The organism is Agrobacterium leguminum (assembly GCF_015704895.1).
In the GTDB taxonomy this organism is placed as follows: Bacteria; Pseudomonadota; Alphaproteobacteria; order Rhizobiales; family Rhizobiaceae; genus Agrobacterium; species Agrobacterium leguminum.
In genome coordinates this window covers 26188-49288 of record NZ_JADQWB010000028.1, presented here as the reverse complement: position 1 = coordinate 49288, position 23101 = coordinate 26188, and the positions used below count along the sequence as shown (strand labels likewise).

Genomic DNA, 23101 nt, shown 5'->3' with positions numbered 1-23101 from the left:
AGCTCAGGTCTCTTCGGCGTTTTCTTCGGGGCAACTCAAATCGCAAAGATCAATCTCGAAGATAAACTCTGACTGTCAGGGATGTCTCCGAACACATGTCAGGGATGTCTCCGGTCTTTACAACAAGCCCAAGGATGACGTCGCGCGTGAGGCACCCTGTCCGCACAGCGGCAATATCTCGCGCCGACCTCGGTGAAACCTGACGTCTACCGGATCGGCGCTTTCACCGCCGTATCGCTGTCGAAATCGGCGGCGACGCGGGTTTCGCGCAGCGGCTTTACCGTGCGGGTCGAAAGATCATAAGCGGGATCGGCCTTGTAAGCGGCGAGCGCCGCCTCGTTTTCGAACTCACCGTAGACGATGAAATCGACCGAATTTCCCCATTGGTCCTTCTTCACGTTCTCGCCGATTTCCAGCTTCAGCGAATGCGGTATTGCGGTGAGGCCGGAAAGCCCCCTGCGCACGGCGTCGCGGTTTTCCTCGGGAACGGTGAAAAAGACGATATGGCGGATCACGGTGTCACCTGTCATGCAGAATTCGGAGGCAGCCTTTTCGGCACCGGGTAACGGGTTATCATCTGGCCCGCCCGGGTTCAATCCGCGCCGCGACAAGCGCATGATGAAATGCGCGCCCGTAACCGCCCACCAGCCGCGCCCGGTCGCTGCCATTGATGATGGCGCGGGCGCCATCCCAATCCTCGCGCCTGTCGCTGAAGAAATCGGAGAGCCTGCGGCCGGTAAAACCGCCGCCCGCCATGCCGTGGATCAGGATCGCGGTGGCCACCTCCGCCTCCATGGCGCGCTCGGGCCGTTCCAGAAGATCGACGCCGGTCAGCGCCGACATGGCCTCGTAATTGCGCCGATGCGTCAGCTGCACGAAGCCGCGCCCCAGCCAGCTCTTACCCTCCGTGTCCGGCCGCCAATAGGGCTTGCGCACCATGGGCAGCCTGCCCGCCGCAAAGGCGCGGTCGAGCCTTGCCATCGCCTCGGCATCGCTTGCCGCCAATGTCTCGCGCACCGGCTGCATGGTCGCCGCCGTCTCGTGAAAGGCCGTCGCCAGCATATAGGCGAGCCAGCGCGGATCGCCGCCCGGCATCGACTTTTCAAATCCTGCCAGCATCGTTTTCGTGCCGGCAAGCTGGGCCGCGCGCAGGCGACCGCCAAAAATGGAAATCCGCGCCGACGCGAAGAATCGCGCCTCGTCATAGGCCATGATGGCTCCTGAAAATGTTGGGCGATACGACGCCCGGTTTTTCCACATGCAGGCCGCCGGAACTAAATCGATTTGAAAAAACCTTAATCGATTTTAATCCGCGCCCCGGGGTTTTGGGGTAAAAAATTCCTTGAATTCCGGAACCTTAGCGCGCTAACTCCATTCACCGCGCAATCCCGCAGCGTTAACCATTCAAGGAGGAATGCCACCATGACAGCGACAATCCCCCAGACCGTTTATGACCGTCTCGAAAACGAGTGGCGCCAGATGCGTGAAACCGGCTCTCAGCCGAAACCGGCGCAATCCCCGAAGAAATAATATCCGCCAGACGCCCGAATTCGGGTGACTACGGCACCGCGAATTTCTTCTCCCCGGCGGGGAGAAGATGGCCCGAAGGGTCAGATGAGGGGGCAAGTTCTCCGCATATCTCTACTCTCTCAACACATCTTGACCGTGGCCCCCTCATCCGGCGCTGCGCGCCACCTTCTCCCCGCTCGGGGAGAAGAAACCAGGGGCATCCGCTCGACCGGTAATTGCCTCTCCTTCGTGGCAGCCAATAATCGCCGTCCTCACATGCCCCGTACCTTCGGTTCACTCACCACCATCGTCGTCAGCGCCGTTATCGCCCAGACGAGCGCATCCAGCCGGTCCGGCGAGCGCCCGGAGGATAGGCCGTCAGGGCCGAAATCCGTCATCTGGTCTTCCAGCTTTTCAAACCGCGCGGCGTGGCGCACCCTGCCCTGTTCATAGAGTGCCGCAACCGGTTCGGCGCGGGTAAATTTGCCGCGGCTCGCCCGCACTAGGGTCAGCGGCAGGTTGGCGTCGATGCTCTGCAGCATGGCGCGCACCATCTCGCCGCCCTGATTGACCTCCGCCACCACCCGGTCGGCCTCGTGGCGGCGAAAGGCGGCGACCACGGCGCGGGCCCAGCCGGCCGGCGTTTCGCCCTCCACCGAACAATCCGCCAGCACGTTAAGCCGCCCGGACATTCCGAGCCCCGCCACGACAATGCCGCAGCAGGAATGTTCACCAACGCCGGCGGGCGGGTCCACCGCCACCACGATCCGCGTGAGCGGCTCATGCGCCGCTTCGATGATCGCTTCCAGATCGGCGCGTTTCCACAGCGCGCCCTCGCGCTCGTCGATCAATTCACCGCCGATTTCCTGACGCCCCAGCCGCGTGCCGCCGTAACGGTCCTGCATGGCTTTGAGAAAACCGGGCGAGAGATTGCGCGCATTCATGGCCGTCGGCATCCGCGCCACCCGCGTCGAGGGATCGGCAAGAAGCGCCTTCAGCAGAGGAATGGGCCGTGGCGTGGTGGTCACCAGTTGCCGGGGCGTTTCACCCAGACGCAGGCCGAATTGCAGCATGTCCCAGGTTTCCTGCGGATATTTCCATTTGCCCAGCTCATCTGCCCAGGCCATGTGGAATTGCGGGCCACGCAGGCTTTCCGGGTCTTCCGAAGAAAACACCTGGGCCATCGCGCCATTCGGCCAGAGGAGCCGCCGGCGCGATACCTCGAAGGCGGGGCGATGGCGGCGGGCGATGCGGCATATGCCGGAAATGCCGTCGATCATCACCTCGCGGGCGTCGCCCAGCGTTTCGGCCACGAGCGCGATGCGCAAATCCGACTGCTTGCCGGCGGAGGCGACACGATGCACCCATTCCGCCCCGGCCCGCGTCTTGCCGGAACCGCGCCCGCCGATCAGAAGCCATGTCCGCCAGTCGCCCTCCGGCGGTTGCTGCGGCAGGTTGCCGATGAAACGCCAGTCACGCAGGAGGTTGAAGACCTGCGCCGGCAAATGGGGTCCGGTCGGCATATCCGTCATGTGTCGGCTTCTGCGGAGGGGCTGTGGGCCGGATCGACCTCCATCTTCGCGCGGCATTTCTGTTCAGCCAGTTCGTCGATGCGGTTGAGGAAATGCGCCACCGCCGCTTCGTAGTCCCCGGCCTCAGTTTCGTCTTCGCTGAAAAGAGCTTCCCTCTCTTCCGCCAGCACCCGTTGCAGGGCGTCGATCCGCTCCAGGGTGCGGACGATCAGCGAAAGCTGGTCCGTCGCAGCCTTCACATCGGCGCGCGCCAGCTTGCCCGAAGCATCCTCCGCCGTCGCCAGAAAGGCCGCTTCGCTCGCCTGGCGGAGATTGCGGTACAGGCAGAACTGCTCGCGCATCTCCTCCGTCAGCTCGTTCAGCAATTGCCGCAGGCTGCCGTTGCGCGCCGCATCTTCGGCGGCCAGCCTGTCGGCCCGAGACTTCGTCTCCGGCGCGGCTTCCGGCATGTCCTCAGCCGCATAGGCGGGCGTTTCCGGCCAGACGCCGTAGAGCGCCGGATCGCAATTGCTGGAGATTGTCATGGGATTGGCCTGCGAGAGAAAGATCAAATAAAGAGGAGCGTGGGAACAAGGCACATCTGCATGCACCTCACTCACCCTCATTCCTGTGCTTGTCACAGGAATGAGGTGGTGAAGAAAGCGCAACGGGCAATCCAAAGGAGAACCCATTGCCGTTCAGCCGCAAATCTCCGACCGTAGCCAAACACTATCAAACCACCGTCACGCTGTAAAGGATTATTTTCCTATTTTCATGATTTTTATCCTTCCCGCAGGATTTGCACCCTCGTCCGTCACATATTACACTCAGCACCAGGCGCTGAGTACAAGGGGCGAGTCAAGTTGGTGAAACAATGGGTTGAGCGGTTGTTTGCAGGTCTTTCGGCAACCGGCATCGTCTTCGGCACTATTCTGTTCTGCGCTTCGCTCACGCCCTCGCTCCTGCCGCGTACATGGCTGATGCAGGGGGTGCTGTGCGGCTTTTCCTTCGCCATCGGTTATCTGATCGGTGTGGCTTTGCACGCCATCTGGGCCTATCTGGAGCTGCCCGAACCCTCGCGCCACAATGCGCGCGGCATTCGTTTTCTCATCGCGCTCGCCGCCGCCATCACCGCCATCGCGTTCTTATGGCAGGCGAAGGACTGGCAGAACTCCATACGCGTTTTGATGGAGCTCGATCCGCTGCCCAGCGCGCATCCCACCAAGACCGGCGGCCTTGCGGTGCTGGTCGCCGCCATCCTCATTGGCGCGGGCCGGCTGTTCCAGCTTATCCGCCGGTTCTTTGCCGCGCGCAGCCGTCATTTCCTGCCGCGCCGCCTTGCCAATGTGCTGGGTATCGCGGTGGCAATCATCCTCTCATGGATGCTGCTCAATGGGCTGATCTTCGATATCGGCCTTAGATTTGCCGATTCCTCGCTGAAGCAGGTGGATGCGCTGATCGAACCCGACGTGCCGCGTCCGTCAGATGCGCTCAAGACCGGCAGCAGCGCCTCGCTGATGACATGGGAATCGCTCGGCCGACGCGGGCGTGAATTCGTTGCCGAAGGCCCTGATGGCGCGGAGATATCCGCCTTCACCCATCGCCCGGCAAAGGAGCCGCTCAGGGTCTATGCGGGCCTCAACTCGGCGTCGACGCCGGAAGAAAGAGCGGCCTTAGCGCTGGAGGAACTGAAACGGGTCGGCGGTTTTGAGCGCAAGGTGCTTCTGGTGGTCATTCCCACCGGGACCGGCTGGATCGACCCGGAAGCGCTCGATACGGTCGAATATCTGCATGACGGCGATATCGCCAGCGTCGCCGTGCAATATTCCTATCTCTCAAGCTGGATCGCGCTGCTGACGGAGCCGGATTACGGTGTCGAGACCGCGCGCGCCCTGTTCGAGGCCGTCTATGGCTACTGGACCACGCTGCCGAAGGAAACGCGGCCGAAGCTTTACCTGCATGGTCTCAGCCTCGGTTCGCTCAACTCGCAGAAATCCTCGGATCTCTACGATGTGCTCTCCGACCCGTTCCAGGGCGCGCTGTGGAGCGGACCGCCCTTTTCCAGCCCGACATGGCGCATGGCCACCAATGGCCGGGTGAAGGGCACGCCGGAATGGCTGCCGCGCTTCCGCGATTCCTCCGTCATCCGCTTCGCCAACCAGTATACGACCGCGCATATGCCCGATGCGAAATGGGGCCCGATGCGGATCGTCTATCTGCAATATGCCAGCGACCCGATCACCTTCTTCGAGGCCGCCTCGCTTTACCGGCGGCCGCAATGGATGGCGCATCACGGGCCTGACGTTTCGACATCCTTCCGCTGGTTCCCGGTGGTGACGCTGCTGCAGCTCGGTCTCGATGTCGCCGCAGCTACCACCGCGCCCATCGGTTATGGCCATGTCTATGCGCCGGAACATTATATCGATGCATGGACGGAAGTAACCGCGCCAAGCGGCTGGAACCCCGAGGATATCCAGCGGCTGAAGATGTTCTTCAAGGCCCGCCGCGGCTCCACCGATCCGGCATAAACGCGGCGGGCTTACTTTGAGCCTCAGCCCTTCAGCCGGTCCAGATTGTCGGCGATATAGGTCTCCAGTGAACGCGGCGCATGGCCGGTCAGCGTCTCGACATCGCCGGTCACCACCGCCGTCCAGCCTTCGCGCACGGGATAAAAGATCGAGGCGAGGAACGAGGCATAGTCCTGCGGCACGCCGGCGCCGGTGAGGATGCCGATGAAGACCTCATCCGAAACGGCGGCGTAAGAAACCGGCTTGCCGATCGCCTGCGATATCAGCGCGGCCGCTTCGCCGTAACCTAGGGCTTTCGGACCCGTCAGGTTGAAAGCCTTGCCATTAAAGGCGTCAGAGGTCAGGGCTGCGGCAGCGCTGTCGGCGATATCGCGCACGTCGATAAAGCTCGACTTGCCCTCGCCGGCCGGCACGGCGATCTGGCCGTGGTCGATGCCCGCCTTCCAGTAGCTGTGGAAATTATCGGCAAACCAGTTGGGTCGCAGGATGACGTAGGGCGTGCCCGAAGCGATGATCTTCAGCTCGATCTGGCGATAGGGAATGGAATCATCGGCATCGACACCGAGGACGCTCAGGAACACGATCTTCACCTTGCGGCGCGCCGCTTCCTCGACCACAGGTGTCAGCGCGTCGATGGCATCCAGACGCCCACCCGCCAGGATGAGGAACAGACGGTCAACACCATCGAAGGCATCCGCATAGGTCGATGCGTCGGTATAATCGAAACGCACGCCTTCCGCGCCACCCGTGGCCTTGCCGCTGCGCGAGGCGGCCTTCACGCTTTCGCCCTTCGAAAGGAGCGCTTTCACCAGCGGCGTGCCGATGGTGCCGGTGGAACCGATTACGAGTATCTTGCCTGTCATCTCAAATCTCCGTAGTATCTAATGGAAACCATGTTTCGAAAACACAGGTACTGCGTTTGCGAAATCATGAAAAGAGAGCACTTTTCGGTTAGCTGGTTTCCTTTCGGAAACCGGCATGGCCGTGAAACGACGGAACAAATCCATGGAACGTATCTATGACGTCTATGAAGACCGCTGCCCCACCCGCATGGTGCTGGACAGGATTGCCGACAAATGGGCGCTGCTGATCCTCGACCGGCTGCGGGTGGAAGCGGTGCGCTTCAACCTGCTGCGGCGGGAGATCAAGGGCATTTCGCAGAAAGTCCTGTCGCAGACGCTGAAGAAGCTCGAGCGCGACGGGCTGATTTCGAGGCAGGTGTTCCCGACCGTGCCGGTGACGGTCGAATATTCGCTGACGCCGCTGGGGCGGACGCTGACCGACACGGTGGCGGCGCTTGCCCATTGGGCGGAGGAGAATATCGACGCGGTGATGGCGGCGCAGAGGGCTTATGATGAGCGGGTGGTGGTTTAGATCGAGGCGCGGCATACCCACGCGCCCCTCATTCCTGTGCTTGTCACAGGAATCCAGCCAGCCCAAGTCCTTGGGCTGAAAGGACTTTTCTCGCCGCGCAGACGCGCGTCGGCTGGATCCCTGTGACAAGCACAGGGATGAGGGAGAGAGCGTCTGGATAACAGTCAGCGCTGCGCCTGCCGCACTCCCCAAAATCCCTACCGCGAAATCCGCGTCGACAGAATGATCGACGACAGCGTGCGCTCCACGCCGTCAAGCGCGCCGATGCGGTCGATCAACCGGTCGAGATCGAGGATCGAAGGCGCGGCCAGAATGGCGATGAGGTCGAAGGTGCCGCTCACCGAATGCAGCGTCGTCACCTCCTTGATGGCGGCAAGGGCCGCCGTGACACCGGGCAGCGCCTTCGGCCCGATGGTAATCAGCACATGGGCGCGCACCAGCCCGGAAAGATAACTTTCCGAAAGCCTGAGGCCATAACCCGCGATCACCCCGTCCGCCTCCAGCCGCTCGATACGGGCCTGTACCGTGGTGCGCGAAAGGCCGAGTTTGCGCGCCAGTTCCGCCACCGGCATGCGGGCATTTTCGGAAAGCAGGGCGAGCAGCGCCCGGTCCTTGTCGGCAATCGTCATAGTGACCAATCCTGTCGTCTTATTGCCTAATATTAACCCGCTATTCGCACATAGTGAAGCTGCGAATCGTCAATAAAAACTGGCATTCTGTTATTGAAGCGCATCTGCGCTGACACATTTGCATTCACTGCGGGGAACAAAAACATGAAAAACATTGTCGTCATCGGCGCGGGCAATATCGGCTCGGCCATCGCCTGGATGCTGGCCGCATCAGGCGATTATCGCATCACCGTCGCCGACCGTTCGGCCGATCAGCTGGCCAATGTGCCGGCGCATGAACGGGTCGATACCGAGATCGTCGACATTACCGACCGTCCCGCTCTGGAAGCACTGCTGAAAGGCAAATTCGCCGTGCTCTCCGCCGCCCCCTTCCACCTGACGGCGGGCATTGCAGAGGCGGCCGTTACCGTCGGCACGCATTATCTCGATCTCACCGAGGACGTCGAATCCACCCGCAAGGTCAAGGCTTTGGCGGAAACGGCCGAGACGGCGCTCATTCCGCAATGCGGCCTTGCGCCCGGCTTCATCTCCATCGTCGCCGCCGATCTGGCCGCCAAATTCGACAAGCTGGACAGCGTGCGCATGCGCGTCGGCGCGCTGCCGCAATATCCGTCCAATGCGCTCAACTACAACCTCACCTGGAGCACGGACGGGCTGATCAACGAATATATCGAGCCCTGCGAAGCGATCGTCGAAGGCCGCCTTACCGCCGTTCCGGCACTGGAGGAACGTGAGGAATTTTCGCTCGACGGCGTTACCTACGAGGCCTTCAACACCTCGGGCGGCCTCGGCACGCTCTGCGCCACGCTGGAAGGCAAGGTGCGGACGATGAATTACCGCACCATCCGTTATCCCGGCCATGTGGCGATCATGAAGGCGCTTCTGAACGACCTCAACCTGCGCAATCGCCGCGATGTGCTGAAGGACCTGTTCGAAAACGCCCTGCCCGGCACCATGCAGGATGTGGTCATCGTCTTCGTCACTGTCTGCGGCACCCGCAACGGCCGTTTCCTGCAGGAAACCTATGCCAACAAGGTCTATGCCGGCCCGGTTTCCGGCCGGATGATGAGCGCCATCCAGATCACCACAGCCGCCGGCATCTGCACGGTTCTCGATCTGCTCGCCGAAGGCGCCCTGCCGCAGAAGGGCTTTGTGCGACAGGAAGAAGTGGCGCTGCCGAAATTCCTCGAAAACCGGTTCGGCCACTATTACGGCGCGCATGAGCCGCTGGCGCGGGTTGGTTGAAAAAACATCTCCTCCCATTTCTTCGTCATACCGGCCTCGAGCCGGTATCCAGCCAGCCCAAGTCCTTGGGCTGGAAAGACTTCTCTCGCCGCGCAGACGCGCGGCGGCTGGATGCCGGATCAAGTCCGGCATGACGGCGAGGATTGATGAACCCGTTACGTCCCGCAAAACGTCCTGAACACCCGCTCATGGCTCATCGGCGGCTGCATATAGACGAAATTGTCCGGCCGCTCCTCGAAAGGCGTGGCGATTGCTCTCAGCATGGCATGGAAGGGCTCGAAATCCCCCTCTTCCACCGCTGCTTCGATCAGTTCCTCGATGCGGTGGTTGCGCGGGATGATGGCCGGATTGGCGGAGAGCATCGCGGCTGATCGTTCGGAATCGGAAATCTCCTCGCGACCGGCTCTTTCCCGCCAGCGCGCCAGAAATTCGTCCGCCCCGGCAATATCGATGAACATGCCGCGAAACGGTTCGGCATCGCCATTGGCCGCATGGGAAAGACGCCGGAAGGTCAGCGTATAATCCGCCTCCGATGCCTGCATCCGCGCCAGCAGCGCCTGCACCAGATCGATGTCGCCCTCTTCCTCCAGCGTCAGGCCAAGCTTTTCGCGCATGCCGGCAAGCCAGCGTTTGGGAAAGGCGGCGGCGAAATCGGCGAGAACGGCATTGGCGAGTTCGGCGGCTTTTTCCACCTGCGGATCGAGCAGCGGCAACAGGCATTCCGCCAGCCTTGCTATGTTCCATTGCGCGATGCCCGGCTGGTTGTTGAAGGCATAACGGCCCTGTGCATCGATGGAGGAAAAGACCTTGTTGGGATGATATTCGTCAAGGAAAGCGCAGGGGCCGAAATCGATGGTTTCGCCGGAAACCGCCATATTATCGGTATTCATCACGCCATGGATGAAGCCCACCATCATCCAGCGGGCGATAAGGTCGCATTGCCGTTGCGCTATGCCTTGCAGCAAGGCGAGATAAGGATTGTCTGCCTCTTTCGCCTCGGGATAATGACGATCGATCACATAGTCGGCAAGCTTCCTGATCGCCTCGTCATCCTCGCGCGCCGCGAAGAACTGGAAGGTGCCGACACGGATATGGCTAGCCGCAACGCGGGTGAAAACACCGCCCGGCAGGCCGACTTCGCGCTGCACCCTCTCGCCGGAGAGGACGGCCGCCAGCGCCCGCGTGGCGGGAATGCCGAGTGCAAACATCGCCTCCGACACGATATATTCGCGCAACACCGGGCCAAGGGCCGCGCGCCCGTCGCCCCGGCGCGAAAACGGCGTCGGGCCGGAGCCCTTGAGCTGGATATCGCGGCGCTTGCCGTTCCTGTCGATCACTTCACCCAGCAGAATGGCGCGGCCATCGCCGAGCTGCGGCACGAAACCGCCGAACTGGTGGCCGGCATAGGCCATGGCCAGCGGCTCGGCCCCCTGCGGTACAACATTGCCGGAAAAGATCGCCGCCAGCCTTTCATCGTCAAGGCCTGCCACATCGAGAAGGAGTTCATCGGCCAGCCCACGATTGAAGGCGATGAGCCGCGGCGCCTTCACCGGCGTCGGCAGCACGGCAGCGCTGAACCGTTCCGGCAGGCGGGCATAGGAATTGTCGAATTTCATCACGGGTAAACTCCATCGTTAGAGGGAGATGTAGGGTATCGGAGCCCATTTTGCAGGATCAGGCGCTCCTTCCGCACAATTAAAATCACACGCAAGGCGCTTATTTCGGGGCGAAGTTGATCTTTTTCATCCTGCCGCCAAGACTATCAACATACCGTCATAAACAAAATATACACACCGGCTTCAAAGAAATACTTAAGTATAATTATTATTAATTATCAATAATATAAGCAATATAGGCTAAATATATATGTCACAAAAAATATGCATTACTTCATTGTCCGCTCTATTTTTGTCTGTATCGACTTCCGTTTATGCGCAAGACACAGCCCTTTCGCGTATAGAACAATTTCGGGAAGATTGGTACGCCGTACTTTCCGAGAACGTCGTTCGAGGCTATCCCGCGCCGGGTTCGTGGGAGGCCGAGGCCGACCGCATCGAGGTCAATCGGCTTAAGGCCACCACCGGGCCGCGCCGGGATCTGGCGCTTCTGGACAGGCAAGATTCCAGCTCGGCTGTCTACCGAAGCTTCGCACCAAACGCACTCGGCAGCCATGCAGGTTCAGTCAATCTTCTTACGAATCCCTACTATCGTAACGCGCGCGGCTACGTGGAGGCGGCCAGCCTCATATACGATTGGGATGAGGAAAGGTACCGGTCGCTGGATTTCATCCTGAAGGATTTTTACCAGCGCGCTCGCCCGCAACAGGCGATGCCTGGGGGCAATTATATCGACGGTTACGAATCCCTCGGCGGCTCCTCCTATCCGAGCGGTCATACATGGACAGGATTTGAACAGGCACAGATATTTAGCCTTATATTTCCGGAGCGCGGACAGGACCTTTTTTCCCGCGCCCTGCAATATGGCGAGAGCCGCGTCATTTTGGCCGCACATTTTCCAACGGACACCATCGCTTCACGCACTGCAGCCTATTTCACGATGTCAAATATGCTGGCTGACGACGAGATCGCCGAAACGATCGCTGCCAACAGCATCGCCTTGCGACAGCAGATCGGCGACATCTGCGGCAATACAATGCGCCAATGCCTGGAAGCGCAGGAAACGCCGGTTTACAACGAGCACGCAAGCACGGGTTTTTCGGTTGGATATTACGGTCAGCGGCGATCGGCGGACAACACATTGCCCGCACCTGAAAAATTCAACTTGCAGTCCGGGCAATTGCTGCGCCTGCGTTTTCCCTATCTGTCCGTGGAAGACCGCCGTGCGATCATCGCCAGCACCGCCTATCCCGCCGATTCCCTCGCCGGAAGGAACGTCGACCCGGCGAACGATCATTCGACCTGGGGCCTGATCAACCTGCCCGCCGCCTATAACGGACCGACCTATCTTTATACCGACGTGACCGTGGAGCAGACGGCAGGCAAGGCGGACGACATTGCCGGTTTCGGCGAATGGGATATCTGGAAGAACGACATAGCGGGTGCAGGACGCCTGACCAAAGCCGGAGACGGAACGCTCGTTCTTGCCGGCAACAACAGTTTCGGCGGCATAGAATTGCTGGGCGGCAAGCTCGTCCTGAATGGAAAGAACGATTTTTCCGGCAGCTCCACCATCAGCAATGGTGACTTGGTGATCAACGGCGAATTGCTCTCCGATATCGACGTGAAAAAGGGCGGGCAGGTTTCCGGCAGGGGCAAAGTCAGCAAGATGATCGTCGGCGATGGCGGCGTCGTCGCGCCCGGCAATTCCATCGGCACGGTTTCCACCGCGTCGATAGAGTTTCGTCCGGGATCGACCTATGAGGTCGAGGTCAATGCGCAGGGCGAGAGCGACAAGATTCTCGTCTCCGGGCAGGCCGCCGTTACTGGCGGTACGGTCAATGTTCAGGCGGAAAACGGCAATTACGGTCCAGGCACGCGCTACGAGATCCTGAAGGCGAACGGAGGACTGGTCAGAGGCGGCGCGTCGAACGGGTTCGACGCGGTGACGAGCAATTTCGCGTTCCTGAACCCCTATCTGAGCTACGACACCACGAGCGTCTATCTCGATCTGGTGCGAAACGGCGTGTCGATTTGCCTGCCCGGATCGTCGAAGAACCAGTGCAGCGTCGGCAAGGCCCTCGAAGTCGCGGGATCGGCCAGCGAGGTGTACCGGTCGGTCGTCATGATGGACTCGGCAAGGGCGGCAGGGGCTCTCGATAATTTATCCGGTGAGATTTACGACGCCGCACAATCCGCACTTGCCATGAACAGCGGCCATCTGCGCAACGCGATAAACGAACGCATGCTGCTTGATGGCGCGAGCGCGAGCGGGCCGGGCGGCTGGATGACATCATGGGGATATGATGCCCGCATCCATAGCGGAAATGGCGCGAAAGCAGTCAACGACAACGGCTGGGGCGTCCTGGCGGGTCTGGATGGCGTTCTCGACAACGGCTTGACCGTCGGCCTTTTTGCCGGTCATGGACAAAGCCGCCTGTCCGACAGACAGAAATCGCGTATCGAGGTCGATGCCTACCATCTCGGCGGCTATGCCGGCGCGGCGGTCGGGGCATTCAATTTTCGCGGCGGCGCAAGTTATGCCTATCTCGACAGTGATGCTTCGCGCGAGATCTGGGTTCCGGGGCTTGCCGGCAGAATCCGAGGCGGCATGAATGGCTGGCAATACCAGATATTCGGCGAAGCAAGCACCGACATAGCGGTCGATGCCGATATCGAATTGTCTCCCTATGCCGGACTGGCGCATGTCGGCACCGATCTCGGCGATGCTCGCGAAACCGGCGGGCCGGCCGCGCTTCATGTGCGCGGCGGCGCGGATAACGTCACATTCGCCACCCTCGGCCTGCGCGGCGCGGTGAAGTTGCCAACAAGCGACATCAACGCCTTCTTCTCCGGCAACCTCGGTTTCACGCATGCATTCGGCGAAATTCACAGCGCAAGCCAGCAATCCTTCGCAGGTGGCGGAACCGCTTTCCCGATCAGCGGTGCCGAAGTATCGAGAAACGCAGCGGTCCTCGATGCGAAATTTACCTTCGACATTGCCGAGCAGAACACGATAACCATGGGATATCGCGGGACATTCTCCAAAGGCTCGACCGACAACGGCGTGAACCTGCGCTGGGACGTCAAGTTCTGACGGCAATGGCAAAAACAGGAAAACCGGGGCGTAGCCGACGCGCCGGTTTTCACTACGGTGATAAAAATCCGGCGAGAGGCCGCAGCTTTGACCATCCGGGCCGGCTGCCGTTCGAACCGGGAGCCAAATACGAAACTTCACCGCCGGAATGAAGCCTGGACGGTTCGCGAAGGCGAGACCTCCGACGATTGAACTTTCTTTCGTCCCATTCGTTGCGTTTCCTGAACGAGAAACGCCGCAACGAAAGGAACGGGAATGACCGTCGTTGAAGCCGCAGCCGAACCGGAAAGCGCCATCCGCACCATTCATACCGATCTGCCCGTCAACGCCACCTTCCATGTCTGGCTGAAGGCCAAGAAAGATGCCGAGCCGGGTGCCGTCTCCTTTTCCAATCAGAATGGAAAATTCGCTGAGGTTTCAAGCGTCAACACGGAAGAGTTCGGTTTTCGAATCTATCAGGTTTTCGGCGGCGGCCATGTGGAGCTGAGTTACGACACGGTCACAACAGCCGTTTCCGTCATCTACTGGTTCACCGCTTCGGATGTGCTCGAAACCGGCATTACCGTCGTCCATACCAAGCCGGACAATGCCGCACCCGAACTTCCCGGCAGCTATCACTTCCGCCCGCCCTTCGGCTGGATGAACGACCCGAACGGTTTCGGCCGTTTCGAGGGGCGGCCGCATCTGTTCTATCAGCATTATTCGCATGGGCTGCGCTGGAACACCATGCATTGGGGCCATGCCGTCTCGTCGGATTATCTGCGCTGGCGGCACCTGCCGATTTTCCTTTTCCCTTCCGAAGATCTGACGACGCGGCCCGACAAGCGCGGCGGCGCCTATTCCGGCTCCACCATTCCGCTGGTGGAAGGCACGGGCATCCGCGTCTTCTTCACCGAGCAGGTGCAGGACCGCATTCCCGAACAGCAGATACAGCTCACCGCCACCTCCTCCGATCTCATCATGGCTGGGCAGGCAGACGTCATTCTCGGCCACCGCCCGGACGGACAGGGGCTGACGCCGGATTTCCGCGATCCTTACGTATTTCGCGGCCCCGACGGGCTGTGGAAAATGGTGCTCGGCAGCCAGAGCGATGGCGGCGGCGTCATCCTGCTCTACGAGACGCTGGACCCCACCGCCGCATCGGGCTGGACCTATGTGGGCAAGCTGTGGGTGGAAACGCGTTATAAAACCACGGCCATCGAATGCCCATGCCTGCTGCCGCTCGATGGACCCGCCAATGCCCGCTCCACACGCTGGGTGCTGGTCTATGGGCTGATGCATTCGGAGGACCCGGAAACCGGCCGCAAGAACCTCACCATGGCCGATGTCGGCTGGTTCGACGGCAAGGTCTTCACCAAAGAATCCGGGCAGGAACTGGATTTCGGCACCGATAATTATGCCTTCCAGGCCTTTCTGGATGGCGACAGCATCATCGGCATCGGCTGGCTGGCCAATTGGGCAGATGCCAATCCGGAGATCGATTTCCCCACCTCCATGACGCTGCCGCGCCGGATTCACTATGCAAACGGCGAGCTTCTGACCCCGCCCATCGGTGCGGCGGAAAGCCTGCGCAGCCATATTCTCGACCGCACGCGGCTGGCCGCCGGCGAACGCGTTACCTTCATCAACGGGGCGGTGGAAATATTGTTCGAGCTTGCCTCGCCCGGCGCGCCCTTCGAACTGGTGCTCGATCATCCGGCGGTCAGGCTGGGCGTCGTTTCCGATGAAACGGGCCTGTGGATCCGCCATGAGGACGGGCGGGAAGGTCCTTCGCCGCATTATATCGCCAAAGGAGCGAAGGCATCCCGCATCCGCATCTTTCTCGATTATGGCTCCATCGAAGTCTTCGCCAATCGCGGCCGATATGTGGGCACCAAGCGCCTCGAAGGTTTCGAACCGGTGCGCTCGGCGCTGCTGAAGGCCGCCCCCGGCGCGGTGGTGCATGCCACCAGCTGGGCGCTGAAACCGTGAGGAACCTTTTGGCGGATTGGGCGGTTGATAGACCGAAACCGCCCAATCCACGGATAAGGAGAAACGGCATGACCAAAATCCGCGACACCAGCGATCCGATCCTGTTTCCGACTGAAGCCAATGAAAACAAGGCCGAGAAAAAACGCGCAGGCAAGGGCATAGTCGTCATCATCGGCGCGATCGCGATCATGGCCTTCGTCGTCTATCTGGCGGCGATCACCATCGCCACAACTCAGTCCTGATCGGAGCCGTGAAGCAGCATTACCGCCGCTCACCCCGCAACCCGCTGGCGGTCATGATCGCCAGCAGCGATACGACCACACCCAGCCCATAGAGATAAACCATCGGCATCGTCACATCCGCCCGCTCGATCTGCCCTACCAGATCAGTCGCAGTGGCGACGGTGCCGCTGGCGCCCGCACCGGCGGCGGCGCCCAGTGTCGCGACCGTCGGTAGCAGCGCACCCGTCATCTTGCGTTCCTCTTCCGGCGCGGCCTCCATGGCGGCCTGGCTGATGCCGGCCCATGACATGCCGAAGGCGGAGCCGATCAGGATTTGCCCGACGAGCATTTCTCCCCAGTTGCCGGTCGCCAGCCCGAGCCCGAGCAGCGCGCAGCCGGGCACCATCTGGTAAGGGCCGTAATGCAGGCAAATCTCCCGAAGGCGGGCAGAACGCAGGCTGCCGATCAGCATCGCCACGAAGCTCCAGGCAAGCGGCATCGTCACCACGATGAAACCGGCAAAGGTCGGTTCATGCCGCCAGAGATTGATGGCGACATAAGCGAGATAGACGCTGCCCAGCGCATGGGCATAGGACATCAGGAACAGCACCCAGAAACCGCTACCGAGCACCGTCTTCAGCCGGAAGGAATCTTTCGGGAAAAGACCGATGGAAGGCCGGATGCCCGCGCGAAGCGAAGCCCACAACAGCGCCGCCCCCACCAGCAGAGAAAGGGCGCGCAGGCTCGCATCCTCGAAGGCGGAAGGCGCGGAAAATGCCAATGCGCCGACAAGGCAAAGAGCCAACGGCACCAGCGGTTTACGCGTCGCCGCCACCGGCCGCTCGGCGGAGACGGCAATGGTGGTATAGGCCAGAAGCAGCAGGATCAGCGGCGCCGACAGCAGGAAGGTGGCGCGCCAGGAGATGTGTTCGGTGGCGAAACCACCGGTCAGCGGGCCGATGAAGGAGGCAACCGCCCAGATCGCCGCCTCGATGGCGAAGACCTTCGGCAGAAGGCCGGAGCGGAAGCCGGCGGGAATGAGGCTGTAGCACACGGCGACGATCAGCCCGTCCGCCAGCCCCTGCAGGGCACGGCCGACGACGACCCACAAAAAGTCGCCGGCGATTGCCGAGAGGACCGAACCGAGCGAAAAGATCAGGCAGCACAGAAGCAGGACGGCGCGCGCACCGAAACGCTCGCGAAACAGGACGGCGGTGACGCCACCCGCCACGGAACCGACGAAATAGAGACTATAGGCCCAGCTATAGAAGGCAGCGCCGCCGATTTCATTGACGGCCACGGGCAAGGCCGTCACCACCGCGAACTGATTGAAAGCGTGCAGGCCGATACCGGAGGAAATGACGGTCAGAAGCGAGAGATTCGCCCCGCTCAGCAATTCGCTCCAGCCGTTTTTTTCCGTCATTTCCATACTCGACAAAGCCGTATCCTTTCCATTTTTTCGGGTACGGCGGGCAAACTAGAACCTCAAGCGCCATTGAGGTCAAGACGGCTTTTTCACGCAATCCGGTCTGACAGAATTCAGCGGCAGCAGGAACCCCAATCCCTCGCGGAAAGGCAGAGCTTTCGATGAGATTTAGGGAAGACCCGGAGCGCGACGGGACACGAGGCGCGTGAGCATATGGCGTAGATGATCCTGCCCGTCGAAAAAGACCGCAAGAATACGCACGGTCTTTTCACCCTCATCGACATCGAAATAAAAGACAGCCTGATTTTTCGTTACCCTGCAAAGGCCGGGCAATATTTCGGGCAACAATGTCCCCTGAAAAGGCGCTTTGTGAAGCGCTTCCATATCCGCTTCAATTGACCCCACGCGTCGCGCAGCGCGCGCGAAGGCCCCCGGCAAGGCGTCGCCAAGGTCGAGATAGGACTGGATGAGATGGTCGAGAATGAGGCCGAGGTCCTGATCCGTCTGTGTCGAGCGCACGACCTTAAAGGCCATAGCCGGCCTTCTTGGCTGCGATCATCGCTGCCGTTCTTTCCTTGCCGTCTTCCACAGAAACGAAATCGCCCTGCCCGCGCTCGACCAGCAAATCGCGAAGCGCGGCAAGTTCGGCGTCCTTCAGTTCCGTTTCCTGCCGGAGCAGCTCCAGCCCACGCTGGACGACGGCGCTGAGGCTGGCGTAACGCCCTTCCTCCACCAGCCTTCGGGCGAAGCTGTCCTGTTGATCGGAGATGGAAACTGAGGCCTTGACGGACATTGTGGCTATCCCGGTGCAAAAGAGATGCTACTCAGTAGCACATTTCGCCCGTTATTCCAATGGGCGTTCTCAGGCGGGATCGATCATGCTGATGACACGACCGGCGATTTCGTCGATCGTCGCATCGTCAAGGGTTTCAATATATTTCGCTTTCTTCTGGGCGACACGGGCAACAATGTCCATGCTTCTCACCTGATTGCATAGTGCGACACCCGTTGTCCTGTGGCCCGATATGTTCACGGCAAGCCCTGCCCTGCGTGTGAATACTCCACCCGTGGTCACGGGAACGACAAGGCACAGTCCAACCGAATTGATTTCTCTGGGCGTGATGACGATACAACGATGCTCGTCCCTGATTTCGCTGCCGATGACAGGATTGAGGTCGACCAGATAAACGTCGCCACGTTTTGGAACCTGGCCGCGAACCATCAAAGGGCTTCTTTGCCAACTGGCGGCGCTTCGTCCCACTCCCGCGCGCTGGCATTGAGGGCGACGACTTCATCCGCACCCTCCAGCAGTTCGGCAAGCGTGAAGCGTTTCTTTTCCTGCCGAACCGGGCTGGCGACCAGCGCGCCGTTATCGACCTCGAGCGTCAGTTGCTCACCGATTTCCAGCCCCAGCATCTTCAAAAGAGCGGGCGGGATGGTCATCACCGCCGCACCGCCCTGACGTCTTATTCTCGTCGTTACGGTCATCCGTTTACGCTCCATTTTGTGCAACATATGTAGCACATTTTTGGACCTGTGCAAACGGAAGCCGTCTATCAGCCCGCCCGTTCCGGCGAATAACCGGCGTCGCGGATCGCCGCTTCCGCGGTCGCGGCGTCGCCCGTAACCGTCAGCTTATGGGCATCGAGGTCGATGCTGACGGACGCGCCGGGCAGCACCTCCGTTAGAGCGCCGCGCAGCGTCTTTTCGCAATGGCCGCAGGTCATGTCCGGAATGAGGAAGGTGGTTGCACTCATGGTTTTCTCCTTATCGCCGGTCGCGATGTTCTCGCACCGGCTGTCATTAAAGGTCAGTGGGTTCGCGCGGGTCTGGCGTCGGTCTTATCCGCGCCCGCGAGATCGTCGAGGATGGGGCAGTCGGGTCGATGGTCGCCGCCGCAGCAATGGGCGAGATGGGAGAGCGTCTTCACCATGCTCTTCATCTCGGCGATCTTCTGCTCGAGATCGGCGATGTGGACGAGCGCGATTTCCTTGACCGCCGAACTCTCGCGGCTCTTGTCCTGCCAGAGTTTCAGCAGCGTCTCGGTTTCTTCCAGCGAGAAACCGAGCGTGCGCGCCCGCTTGATGAAGCGCAGATTATGCACGTCCTGCTCGCCATAGACCCGGTAATTATTGCCGGTGCGGGCGGCCGGCGTGATGAGGCCGATCTGCTCGTAATAACGGATCATCTTGGCGGAAACGCCCGATGCTTCCGATGCCTGGCCGATATTCATGACGTCACCTCCCGATGGGCCACCTTCGCCCGTTTCAACCGCAGCGCATTGGCGAGAACGAAGACGCTGGAGAGCGCCATGGCGCCCGCGCCGATCATCGGCGACAGCGTGATGCCGAAGGCCGGATAGAGCACGCCCGCCGCAACCGGTATCAGCGCCACATTATAACCGAAAGCCCAGAACAGGTTTTCCTTGATGTTGCGAATGGTCGCCCGGCTCATCTCGATGGCGTTGACTGCGCCCAGAAGATCGCCGCCGACCAGCACAACATCGGCGCTTTCGATGGCGACATCCGTTCCCGTGCCGACGGCGATGCCGATATCGGCTTCGGCGAGCGCCGGCGCATCGTTGATGCCGTCGCCCACGAAGGCCAGCACCTTGCCGCCTGCGCGCATCTCATGGATCGCCTTCACCTTGCCCTCGGGCAATACTTCGGCCACCACGCGGGAAATGCCGACCTGCCGGGCGATTGCATTGGCCGTGCGTTCATTGTCGCCCGTCACCATGGCCACTTCGATACCCATGGCCTGCAACGCCCGGATGGCGGTGACACTCGAGGGTTTCAGCGGATCGGCAACCGCAATCGCGGCCGCCAGCCTGCCGTCGATGGCGGCGTAAAGCGGCGTCTTGCCCTCGTCACCCAGCCTTGCGGCGGCCTCAGCGAAGATATCCACGGAATGGCCGAGTTTCGCCATGAACCGATCCGCGCCGACTTCGACCCTGCGGCCATTGACGGTGGCGGCGATGCCATAACCCGTCACGCTTTCGAAGTTTTCGACGGTCGCAGGTTCGAGTCCTGCAGGGGTCGCAAGCTTCTTTTCTTCCGCAGCCCGGACGATGGCTTCGGCAATCGGATGTTCCGAGCGGCCCTCGACGGCGGCGACGAGCGCCAGCACCTCGTTATCGGCGAAGCCTTCCGCAACCACCAGATCGGTCAGTTCCGGACGACCCTTGGTCACGGTGCCGGTCTTGTCGACCACGACGATTTCAGCCGAGCGCAGCTCCTGAAGCGCCTGTCCCTTGCGGAACAGCACGCCCAGTTCCGCCGCCCGGCCGGTGCCGACCATGATGGAGGTCGGCGTGGCGAGACCCATGGCGCAGGGGCAGGCGATGATGAGCACCGCCACGGCATTGACCAGTGCGAAAGTATAGGCAGGCTCGGGGCCGAAGATCGCCCAGACGATGAAGGTTAGCACCGCGATGGCGATGACAACGGGTACGAACAGCGCGGTAACACGGTCCACCAGCAGCTGGATCGGCAGCTTGGAGCCTTGCGCCTCTTCCACCATGCGTATGATCTGCGACAGCATGGTATCCGCGCCCACCTTGGTCGCCTTGAACTTGAAGGCGCCGGTCTTGTTGATGGTGCCGCCGACGACCGTTGCGCCAATGGTCTTTTCCACCGGCACGGGCTCGCCGGAGATCATGGATTCATCGACATAGGAGGAGCCTTCGACAACCTCGCCATCCACCGCCAGCCTTTCGCCGGGACGGATGACGACGATATCGCCAGCCATCAGATCATCGGGGGAAATATCGATGGTAACGCCGTCGCGCTCCACCCGGGCGGTCTTCGCCTGCAGGCTCATCAGTTTGCGGATGGCGTCTCCCGTGCGGCCGCTGGCGCGGGCTTCGAGAAGCCGCCCGGTCAGGATCAGCGTCACGATGACGGTTGCCGCTTCATAATAGACGAACTGCGCCTCGTCCGGCAGCAGGTCGGGCGCGAAGGTCGCCACCACCGAATAGAGATAGGCGGCGGTTACGCCGAGCGCCACCAGCGAGTTCATTTCCGGCGCGCCGCGCAGCAGGGCCGGAAAACCGGTCTTCAGGAAACGCAGGCCCGGTCCGAAAATCACCGCCGTCGCCAGCGCGAAATAGATGTAATAGAGGTTCTGTGTGTCGATGATGCCCATCAGCCAGTGATGCATCGGCTCATAGAGATGCCCACCCATTTCCAGCACGAAAAGCGGTGCGGTCAGGATCGCGGCAATCGTCAGGTCGCGTTTCAGCGCGCCCTCTTCGCCGGCATGCTGCATATGGTCGTGGCCGCCGGTCTCGCCCGCCGCCATCTGGCCGTGGCCCTGATGATGTCCGTGGTGCTGGCCGTGACCATTGTGGGCGGAATGGTCGTGCGGCGCCGGCGTCTTCAGCGCAAAACCGGCGAGCTTTGCCGTTTCCACAAGCGCATCCCGTTCACGCCGGCCGCCAATCGTTTCCACGGAGGCCTTGCCGGAGGCAGCATCGACCTTGACGGCGATTGTGGTGGCGACCGCTTCCAGAACGGCCTTCAGCCGCTCGGCCTCAGCCTCGCCCCGCAGGCCCTCCACCGCAAATTCGTGACGCTCCGGCGCGATATCGTAACCGACCTTCTTGATGGCGGCGCCAAGCGTTCTGGCCGAAAAACCCTCGGCCGGCTCGACGGTGAGCTTCTTCGTGGCGAAGTTCACGGAACTCGACATGACACCCGGCACCTTGGCCGCGGCCGTTTCCACCCGCCGCACGCAGGAAGCGCAGGTCATGCCTTCCACGGGAATGGAAACCGGTTCATGTCGATGGGCGTGTTTGACTGTCTCGTTCATGGGAAATCCCCTTTCGAGACCCTATGTAGAGATTCCCATGATGGGAAGGTCAAGGGAAGCGGAAACTTTTTGTTGAACACACAATCGTGAGTGCAGCCCCCGCTGCAAAAATATGACGTCCGCCGCGATCATTCGATCTGTGGGCCCGATACCGGGCGGGCCTGCCAGGCGCGTTCAGAGGGCTATGCGTCGCGCCAGATAAACCGTGGCGCCGCCGCATTCGGGATCGTTGACGACATGATCGAGAAGCCGGAAACCGTGCGCGGCGAGCAGGCTTTCATATTCATCGCGTGCGAGGCTCGCATGATAAAGCGGCCGGCCCTGAAAGGTGCCGATCGCTTCCCCGTGATCCGGTCCGGCCGTGAACATCAACGCCGCGCCGTCATTGGCATGCTGGTGAAAAATACCGAACATGCGGCGCTGATCCTCCACCGTCAGATGGAAAAAACTGTGCCACGCGATCAACCCGTCGAAGCGGCGGCCGAGGGCCAGCTTTCGCATGTCCGCAACCGCCCAGAGGTTCCCGGGAAATCTCTTCCGGCAAAGCTCGACCAGCGGCAGGGACGCATCGATGCCCGTGACGTCATAACCGCTGGCGATGAAGTAGCCGGCTATCGGCTCACCGGAACCGCAGCCAATATCGAGAATGGACGCGCCCTTCGGCAAAAGCGAGATGAACCTGTCGAGCCAGGGTTTTTCGGCAAGGGAGCGTCCACGCTGCCTGTCGAAATCGGCCCCGTGTTCGGTATAGAGCCCGATGACATCGCAGGAGGCATTCGACATTTCCGCTCGTCCTTTCCCAAGTTCAGGATAGCCCGTTGCCTGTGCATCGAACATTGAAACTGATGCTCATTTGAGCTACATACAGCATTATCCAAAGGAGGTCGATCATGACCGCAAATGCTTATGTGAGAGCGCGCATCGATCAGGCGCTCAAGGATGACGCGACTGCCGTGCTCGACAGTCTGGGACTGACTGTTTCCGATGTCATGCGAATGATGCTGACGCGCATTGCCCGAGAAAAAGCACTGCCGATAGAACTGACGCAACCGAACGCTGAAACGCTCGCCGCGATTGAAGAAGCGCGCGCCATCGCGGCTGCCAGGCGCGGTAATCTGACGGATACCTACTGACCGCGCTATCTCGGTCCACAGCGTTCACA

At 61.0% G+C, this 23101-nt stretch carries 23 protein-coding genes and 1 pseudogene; 8 read left to right on the top strand and 16 right to left on the bottom strand.

Annotated features, from left to right (window positions below; all coding sequences use genetic code 11):
- Positions 1–206: 206 nt before the first annotated feature.
- The 4 genes from I3J13_RS24545 to I3J13_RS24530 all read right to left on the bottom strand — a co-directional run bounded on the left by I3J13_RS24545 (position 207) and on the right by I3J13_RS24530 (position 3565).
- Positions 207–515 carry a Dabb family protein gene (locus I3J13_RS24545; protein ID WP_003522330.1) on the bottom strand — a complete coding sequence of 103 codons (309 nt, stop codon included), beginning with the start codon at positions 513–515 and terminating at the stop codon, positions 207–209.
- 58 nt (positions 516–573) lie between these two features.
- Complete coding sequence (locus I3J13_RS24540) at positions 574–1212, bottom strand: hypothetical protein (protein ID WP_080852456.1); 639 nt, start codon at positions 1210–1212, stop codon at positions 574–576.
- A gap of 569 nt (positions 1213–1781) precedes the next feature.
- Complete coding sequence (locus I3J13_RS24535) at positions 1782–3041, bottom strand: DNA-packaging protein (protein WP_196380552.1); 1260 nt, start codon at positions 3039–3041, stop codon at positions 1782–1784.
- Complete coding sequence (locus tag I3J13_RS24530; RefSeq protein WP_196380551.1) at positions 3038–3565, bottom strand: hypothetical protein; 528 nt, start codon at positions 3563–3565, stop codon at positions 3038–3040. The genes I3J13_RS24535 and I3J13_RS24530 overlap by 4 nt, the downstream gene beginning before the upstream one ends.
- Before the next feature lie 342 nt (positions 3566–3907).
- Between I3J13_RS24530 and I3J13_RS24525 the strand changes: the two genes are divergently transcribed.
- On the top strand, positions 3908–5548 hold the full coding sequence (locus tag I3J13_RS24525) for an alpha/beta hydrolase (protein WP_196380557.1): 1641 nt from the start codon (positions 3908–3910) through the stop codon (positions 5546–5548).
- Positions 5549–5571: 23 nt separating this feature from the next.
- Here I3J13_RS24525 and I3J13_RS24520 read toward each other — a convergent pair whose 3' ends face one another.
- Complete coding sequence (locus I3J13_RS24520; RefSeq protein ID WP_196380550.1) at positions 5572–6411, bottom strand: SDR family oxidoreductase; 840 nt, start codon at positions 6409–6411, stop codon at positions 5572–5574.
- Between the two features lie 142 nt (positions 6412–6553).
- Between I3J13_RS24520 and I3J13_RS24515 the strand changes: the two genes are divergently transcribed.
- The gene (locus I3J13_RS24515) at positions 6554–6922 is read left to right on the top strand and encodes a winged helix-turn-helix transcriptional regulator (RefSeq protein ID WP_196380549.1); all 369 of its coding nucleotides are present in this window, start codon (positions 6554–6556) and stop codon (positions 6920–6922) included.
- Between the two features lie 197 nt (positions 6923–7119).
- Here I3J13_RS24515 and I3J13_RS24510 read toward each other — a convergent pair whose 3' ends face one another.
- Positions 7120–7551, bottom strand: a complete 432-nt coding sequence (locus I3J13_RS24510; RefSeq protein ID WP_003522324.1) for an Lrp/AsnC family transcriptional regulator — start codon at positions 7549–7551, stop codon at positions 7120–7122.
- Positions 7552–7695: 144 nt separating this feature from the next.
- On the opposite strand from I3J13_RS24510, the gene I3J13_RS24505 reads away from it, so the two are divergent.
- Positions 7696–8796, top strand: a complete 1101-nt coding sequence (locus I3J13_RS24505) for a saccharopine dehydrogenase family protein (protein ID WP_196380548.1) — start codon at positions 7696–7698, stop codon at positions 8794–8796.
- Between the two features lie 155 nt (positions 8797–8951).
- Here I3J13_RS24505 and I3J13_RS24500 read toward each other — a convergent pair whose 3' ends face one another.
- Positions 8952–10412: a protein adenylyltransferase SelO gene (locus I3J13_RS24500; protein WP_196380556.1), complete on the bottom strand. Its 1461-nt coding sequence runs from the start codon at positions 10410–10412 to the stop codon at positions 8952–8954.
- Positions 10413–10662: 250 nt separating this feature from the next.
- On the opposite strand from I3J13_RS24500, the pseudogene I3J13_RS26080 reads away from it, so the two are divergent.
- From I3J13_RS26080 to I3J13_RS24485, 4 genes and pseudogenes are all read left to right on the top strand, one after another.
- Positions 10663–11340: pseudogene (locus tag I3J13_RS26080) on the top strand (phosphatase PAP2 family protein); the annotation flags it as partial.
- A 21-nt stretch (positions 11341–11361) separates the two neighbouring features.
- The gene (locus I3J13_RS24495) at positions 11362–13509 is read left to right on the top strand and encodes an autotransporter outer membrane beta-barrel domain-containing protein (RefSeq protein WP_236001142.1); all 2148 of its coding nucleotides are present in this window, start codon (positions 11362–11364) and stop codon (positions 13507–13509) included.
- Between the two features lie 255 nt (positions 13510–13764).
- Positions 13765–15480, top strand: a complete 1716-nt coding sequence (locus tag I3J13_RS24490) for a glycoside hydrolase family 32 protein (protein ID WP_196380546.1) — start codon at positions 13765–13767, stop codon at positions 15478–15480.
- 68 nt (positions 15481–15548) lie between these two features.
- Positions 15549–15722 carry a hypothetical protein gene (locus tag I3J13_RS24485; protein WP_078051557.1) on the top strand — a complete coding sequence of 58 codons (174 nt, stop codon included), beginning with the start codon at positions 15549–15551 and terminating at the stop codon, positions 15720–15722.
- Positions 15723–15741: 19 nt separating this feature from the next.
- Here I3J13_RS24485 and I3J13_RS24480 read toward each other — a convergent pair whose 3' ends face one another.
- The 9 genes from I3J13_RS24480 to I3J13_RS24440 form a co-directional block, all read right to left on the bottom strand.
- Positions 15742–17130: an MFS transporter gene (locus tag I3J13_RS24480; RefSeq protein WP_196380555.1), complete on the bottom strand. Its 1389-nt coding sequence runs from the start codon at positions 17128–17130 to the stop codon at positions 15742–15744.
- A 165-nt stretch (positions 17131–17295) separates the two neighbouring features.
- Entirely contained in the window at positions 17296–17661 is a 366-nt protein-coding gene (locus tag I3J13_RS24475; RefSeq protein ID WP_196380545.1) for a type II toxin-antitoxin system RelE/ParE family toxin, read from the bottom strand.
- Positions 17651–17920, bottom strand: coding sequence for a ribbon-helix-helix domain-containing protein (locus tag I3J13_RS24470; RefSeq protein WP_080817383.1), 270 nt, complete (start codon positions 17918–17920; stop codon positions 17651–17653). Before I3J13_RS24470 ends, I3J13_RS24475 begins: the two co-directional genes overlap by 11 nt.
- A gap of 69 nt (positions 17921–17989) precedes the next feature.
- The gene (gene mazF / locus I3J13_RS24465; protein ID WP_196380544.1) at positions 17990–18349 is read right to left on the bottom strand and encodes a type II toxin-antitoxin system toxin MazF; all 360 of its coding nucleotides are present in this window, start codon (positions 18347–18349) and stop codon (positions 17990–17992) included.
- Positions 18349–18615, bottom strand: a complete 267-nt coding sequence (gene mazE / locus I3J13_RS24460) for a type II toxin-antitoxin system antitoxin MazE (protein ID WP_196380543.1) — start codon at positions 18613–18615, stop codon at positions 18349–18351. The genes mazF and mazE overlap by 1 nt, the downstream gene beginning before the upstream one ends.
- A gap of 68 nt (positions 18616–18683) precedes the next feature.
- Complete coding sequence (locus I3J13_RS24455) at positions 18684–18884, bottom strand: heavy-metal-associated domain-containing protein (RefSeq protein ID WP_196380542.1); 201 nt, start codon at positions 18882–18884, stop codon at positions 18684–18686.
- Positions 18885–18937: 53 nt separating this feature from the next.
- Positions 18938–19360, bottom strand: coding sequence for a Cu(I)-responsive transcriptional regulator (gene cueR / locus I3J13_RS24450; protein WP_142778905.1), 423 nt, complete (start codon positions 19358–19360; stop codon positions 18938–18940).
- Positions 19357–21939: a heavy metal translocating P-type ATPase gene (locus I3J13_RS24445; protein WP_196380541.1), complete on the bottom strand. Its 2583-nt coding sequence runs from the start codon at positions 21937–21939 to the stop codon at positions 19357–19359. The genes cueR and I3J13_RS24445 overlap by 4 nt, the downstream gene beginning before the upstream one ends.
- A gap of 174 nt (positions 21940–22113) precedes the next feature.
- A complete protein-coding gene (locus I3J13_RS24440; RefSeq protein ID WP_196380540.1) occupies positions 22114–22722 on the bottom strand; it encodes a class I SAM-dependent DNA methyltransferase in 609 nt (202 codons plus the stop codon).
- A gap of 107 nt (positions 22723–22829) precedes the next feature.
- Here I3J13_RS24440 and I3J13_RS24435 point away from each other — a divergent pair, with 107 nt between their 5' ends.
- Positions 22830–23072 (top strand): type II toxin-antitoxin system RelB/DinJ family antitoxin, encoded by a 243-nt coding sequence (locus tag I3J13_RS24435; protein WP_196380539.1) that lies wholly within the window; start codon positions 22830–22832, stop codon positions 23070–23072.
- The last annotated feature ends 29 nt before the right edge of the window (positions 23073–23101 follow it).

Coding starts and splice junctions, on each gene's coding strand:
- I3J13_RS24540 (WP_080852456.1), bottom strand. CDS start 1,212: ATGGCCTATGACGAGGCGCGATTCTTCGCGTCGGCGCGGATTTCCATT.
- I3J13_RS24535 (WP_196380552.1), bottom strand. CDS start 3,041: ATGACGGATATGCCGACCGGACCCCATTTGCCGGCGCAGGTCTTCAAC.
- I3J13_RS24530 (WP_196380551.1), bottom strand. CDS start 3,565: ATGACAATCTCCAGCAATTGCGATCCGGCGCTCTACGGCGTCTGGCCG.
- I3J13_RS24520 (WP_196380550.1), bottom strand. CDS start 6,411: ATGACAGGCAAGATACTCGTAATCGGTTCCACCGGCACCATCGGCACG.
- I3J13_RS24515 (WP_196380549.1), top strand. CDS start 6,554: ATGGAACGTATCTATGACGTCTATGAAGACCGCTGCCCCACCCGCATG.
- I3J13_RS24510 (WP_003522324.1), bottom strand. CDS start 7,551: ATGACGATTGCCGACAAGGACCGGGCGCTGCTCGCCCTGCTTTCCGAA.
- I3J13_RS24505 (WP_196380548.1), top strand. CDS start 7,696: ATGAAAAACATTGTCGTCATCGGCGCGGGCAATATCGGCTCGGCCATC.
- I3J13_RS24500 (WP_196380556.1), bottom strand. CDS start 10,412: ATGAAATTCGACAATTCCTATGCCCGCCTGCCGGAACGGTTCAGCGCT.
- I3J13_RS24495 (WP_236001142.1), top strand. CDS start 11,362: ATGCTGGCTGACGACGAGATCGCCGAAACGATCGCTGCCAACAGCATC.
- I3J13_RS24490 (WP_196380546.1), top strand. CDS start 13,765: ATGACCGTCGTTGAAGCCGCAGCCGAACCGGAAAGCGCCATCCGCACC.
- I3J13_RS24485 (WP_078051557.1), top strand. CDS start 15,549: ATGACCAAAATCCGCGACACCAGCGATCCGATCCTGTTTCCGACTGAA.
- I3J13_RS24480 (WP_196380555.1), bottom strand. CDS start 17,130: ATGGAAATGACGGAAAAAAACGGCTGGAGCGAATTGCTGAGCGGGGCG.
- I3J13_RS24475 (WP_196380545.1), bottom strand. CDS start 17,661: ATGGCCTTTAAGGTCGTGCGCTCGACACAGACGGATCAGGACCTCGGC.
- I3J13_RS24470 (WP_080817383.1), bottom strand. CDS start 17,920: ATGTCCGTCAAGGCCTCAGTTTCCATCTCCGATCAACAGGACAGCTTC.
- mazF (WP_196380544.1), bottom strand. CDS start 18,349: ATGGTTCGCGGCCAGGTTCCAAAACGTGGCGACGTTTATCTGGTCGAC.
- mazE (WP_196380543.1), bottom strand. CDS start 18,615: ATGACCGTAACGACGAGAATAAGACGTCAGGGCGGTGCGGCGGTGATG.
- I3J13_RS24455 (WP_196380542.1), bottom strand. CDS start 18,884: ATGAGTGCAACCACCTTCCTCATTCCGGACATGACCTGCGGCCATTGC.
- cueR (WP_142778905.1), bottom strand. CDS start 19,360: ATGAATATCGGCCAGGCATCGGAAGCATCGGGCGTTTCCGCCAAGATG.
- I3J13_RS24445 (WP_196380541.1), bottom strand. CDS start 21,939: ATGAACGAGACAGTCAAACACGCCCATCGACATGAACCGGTTTCCATT.
- I3J13_RS24440 (WP_196380540.1), bottom strand. CDS start 22,722: ATGTCGAATGCCTCCTGCGATGTCATCGGGCTCTATACCGAACACGGG.
- I3J13_RS24435 (WP_196380539.1), top strand. CDS start 22,830: ATGACCGCAAATGCTTATGTGAGAGCGCGCATCGATCAGGCGCTCAAG.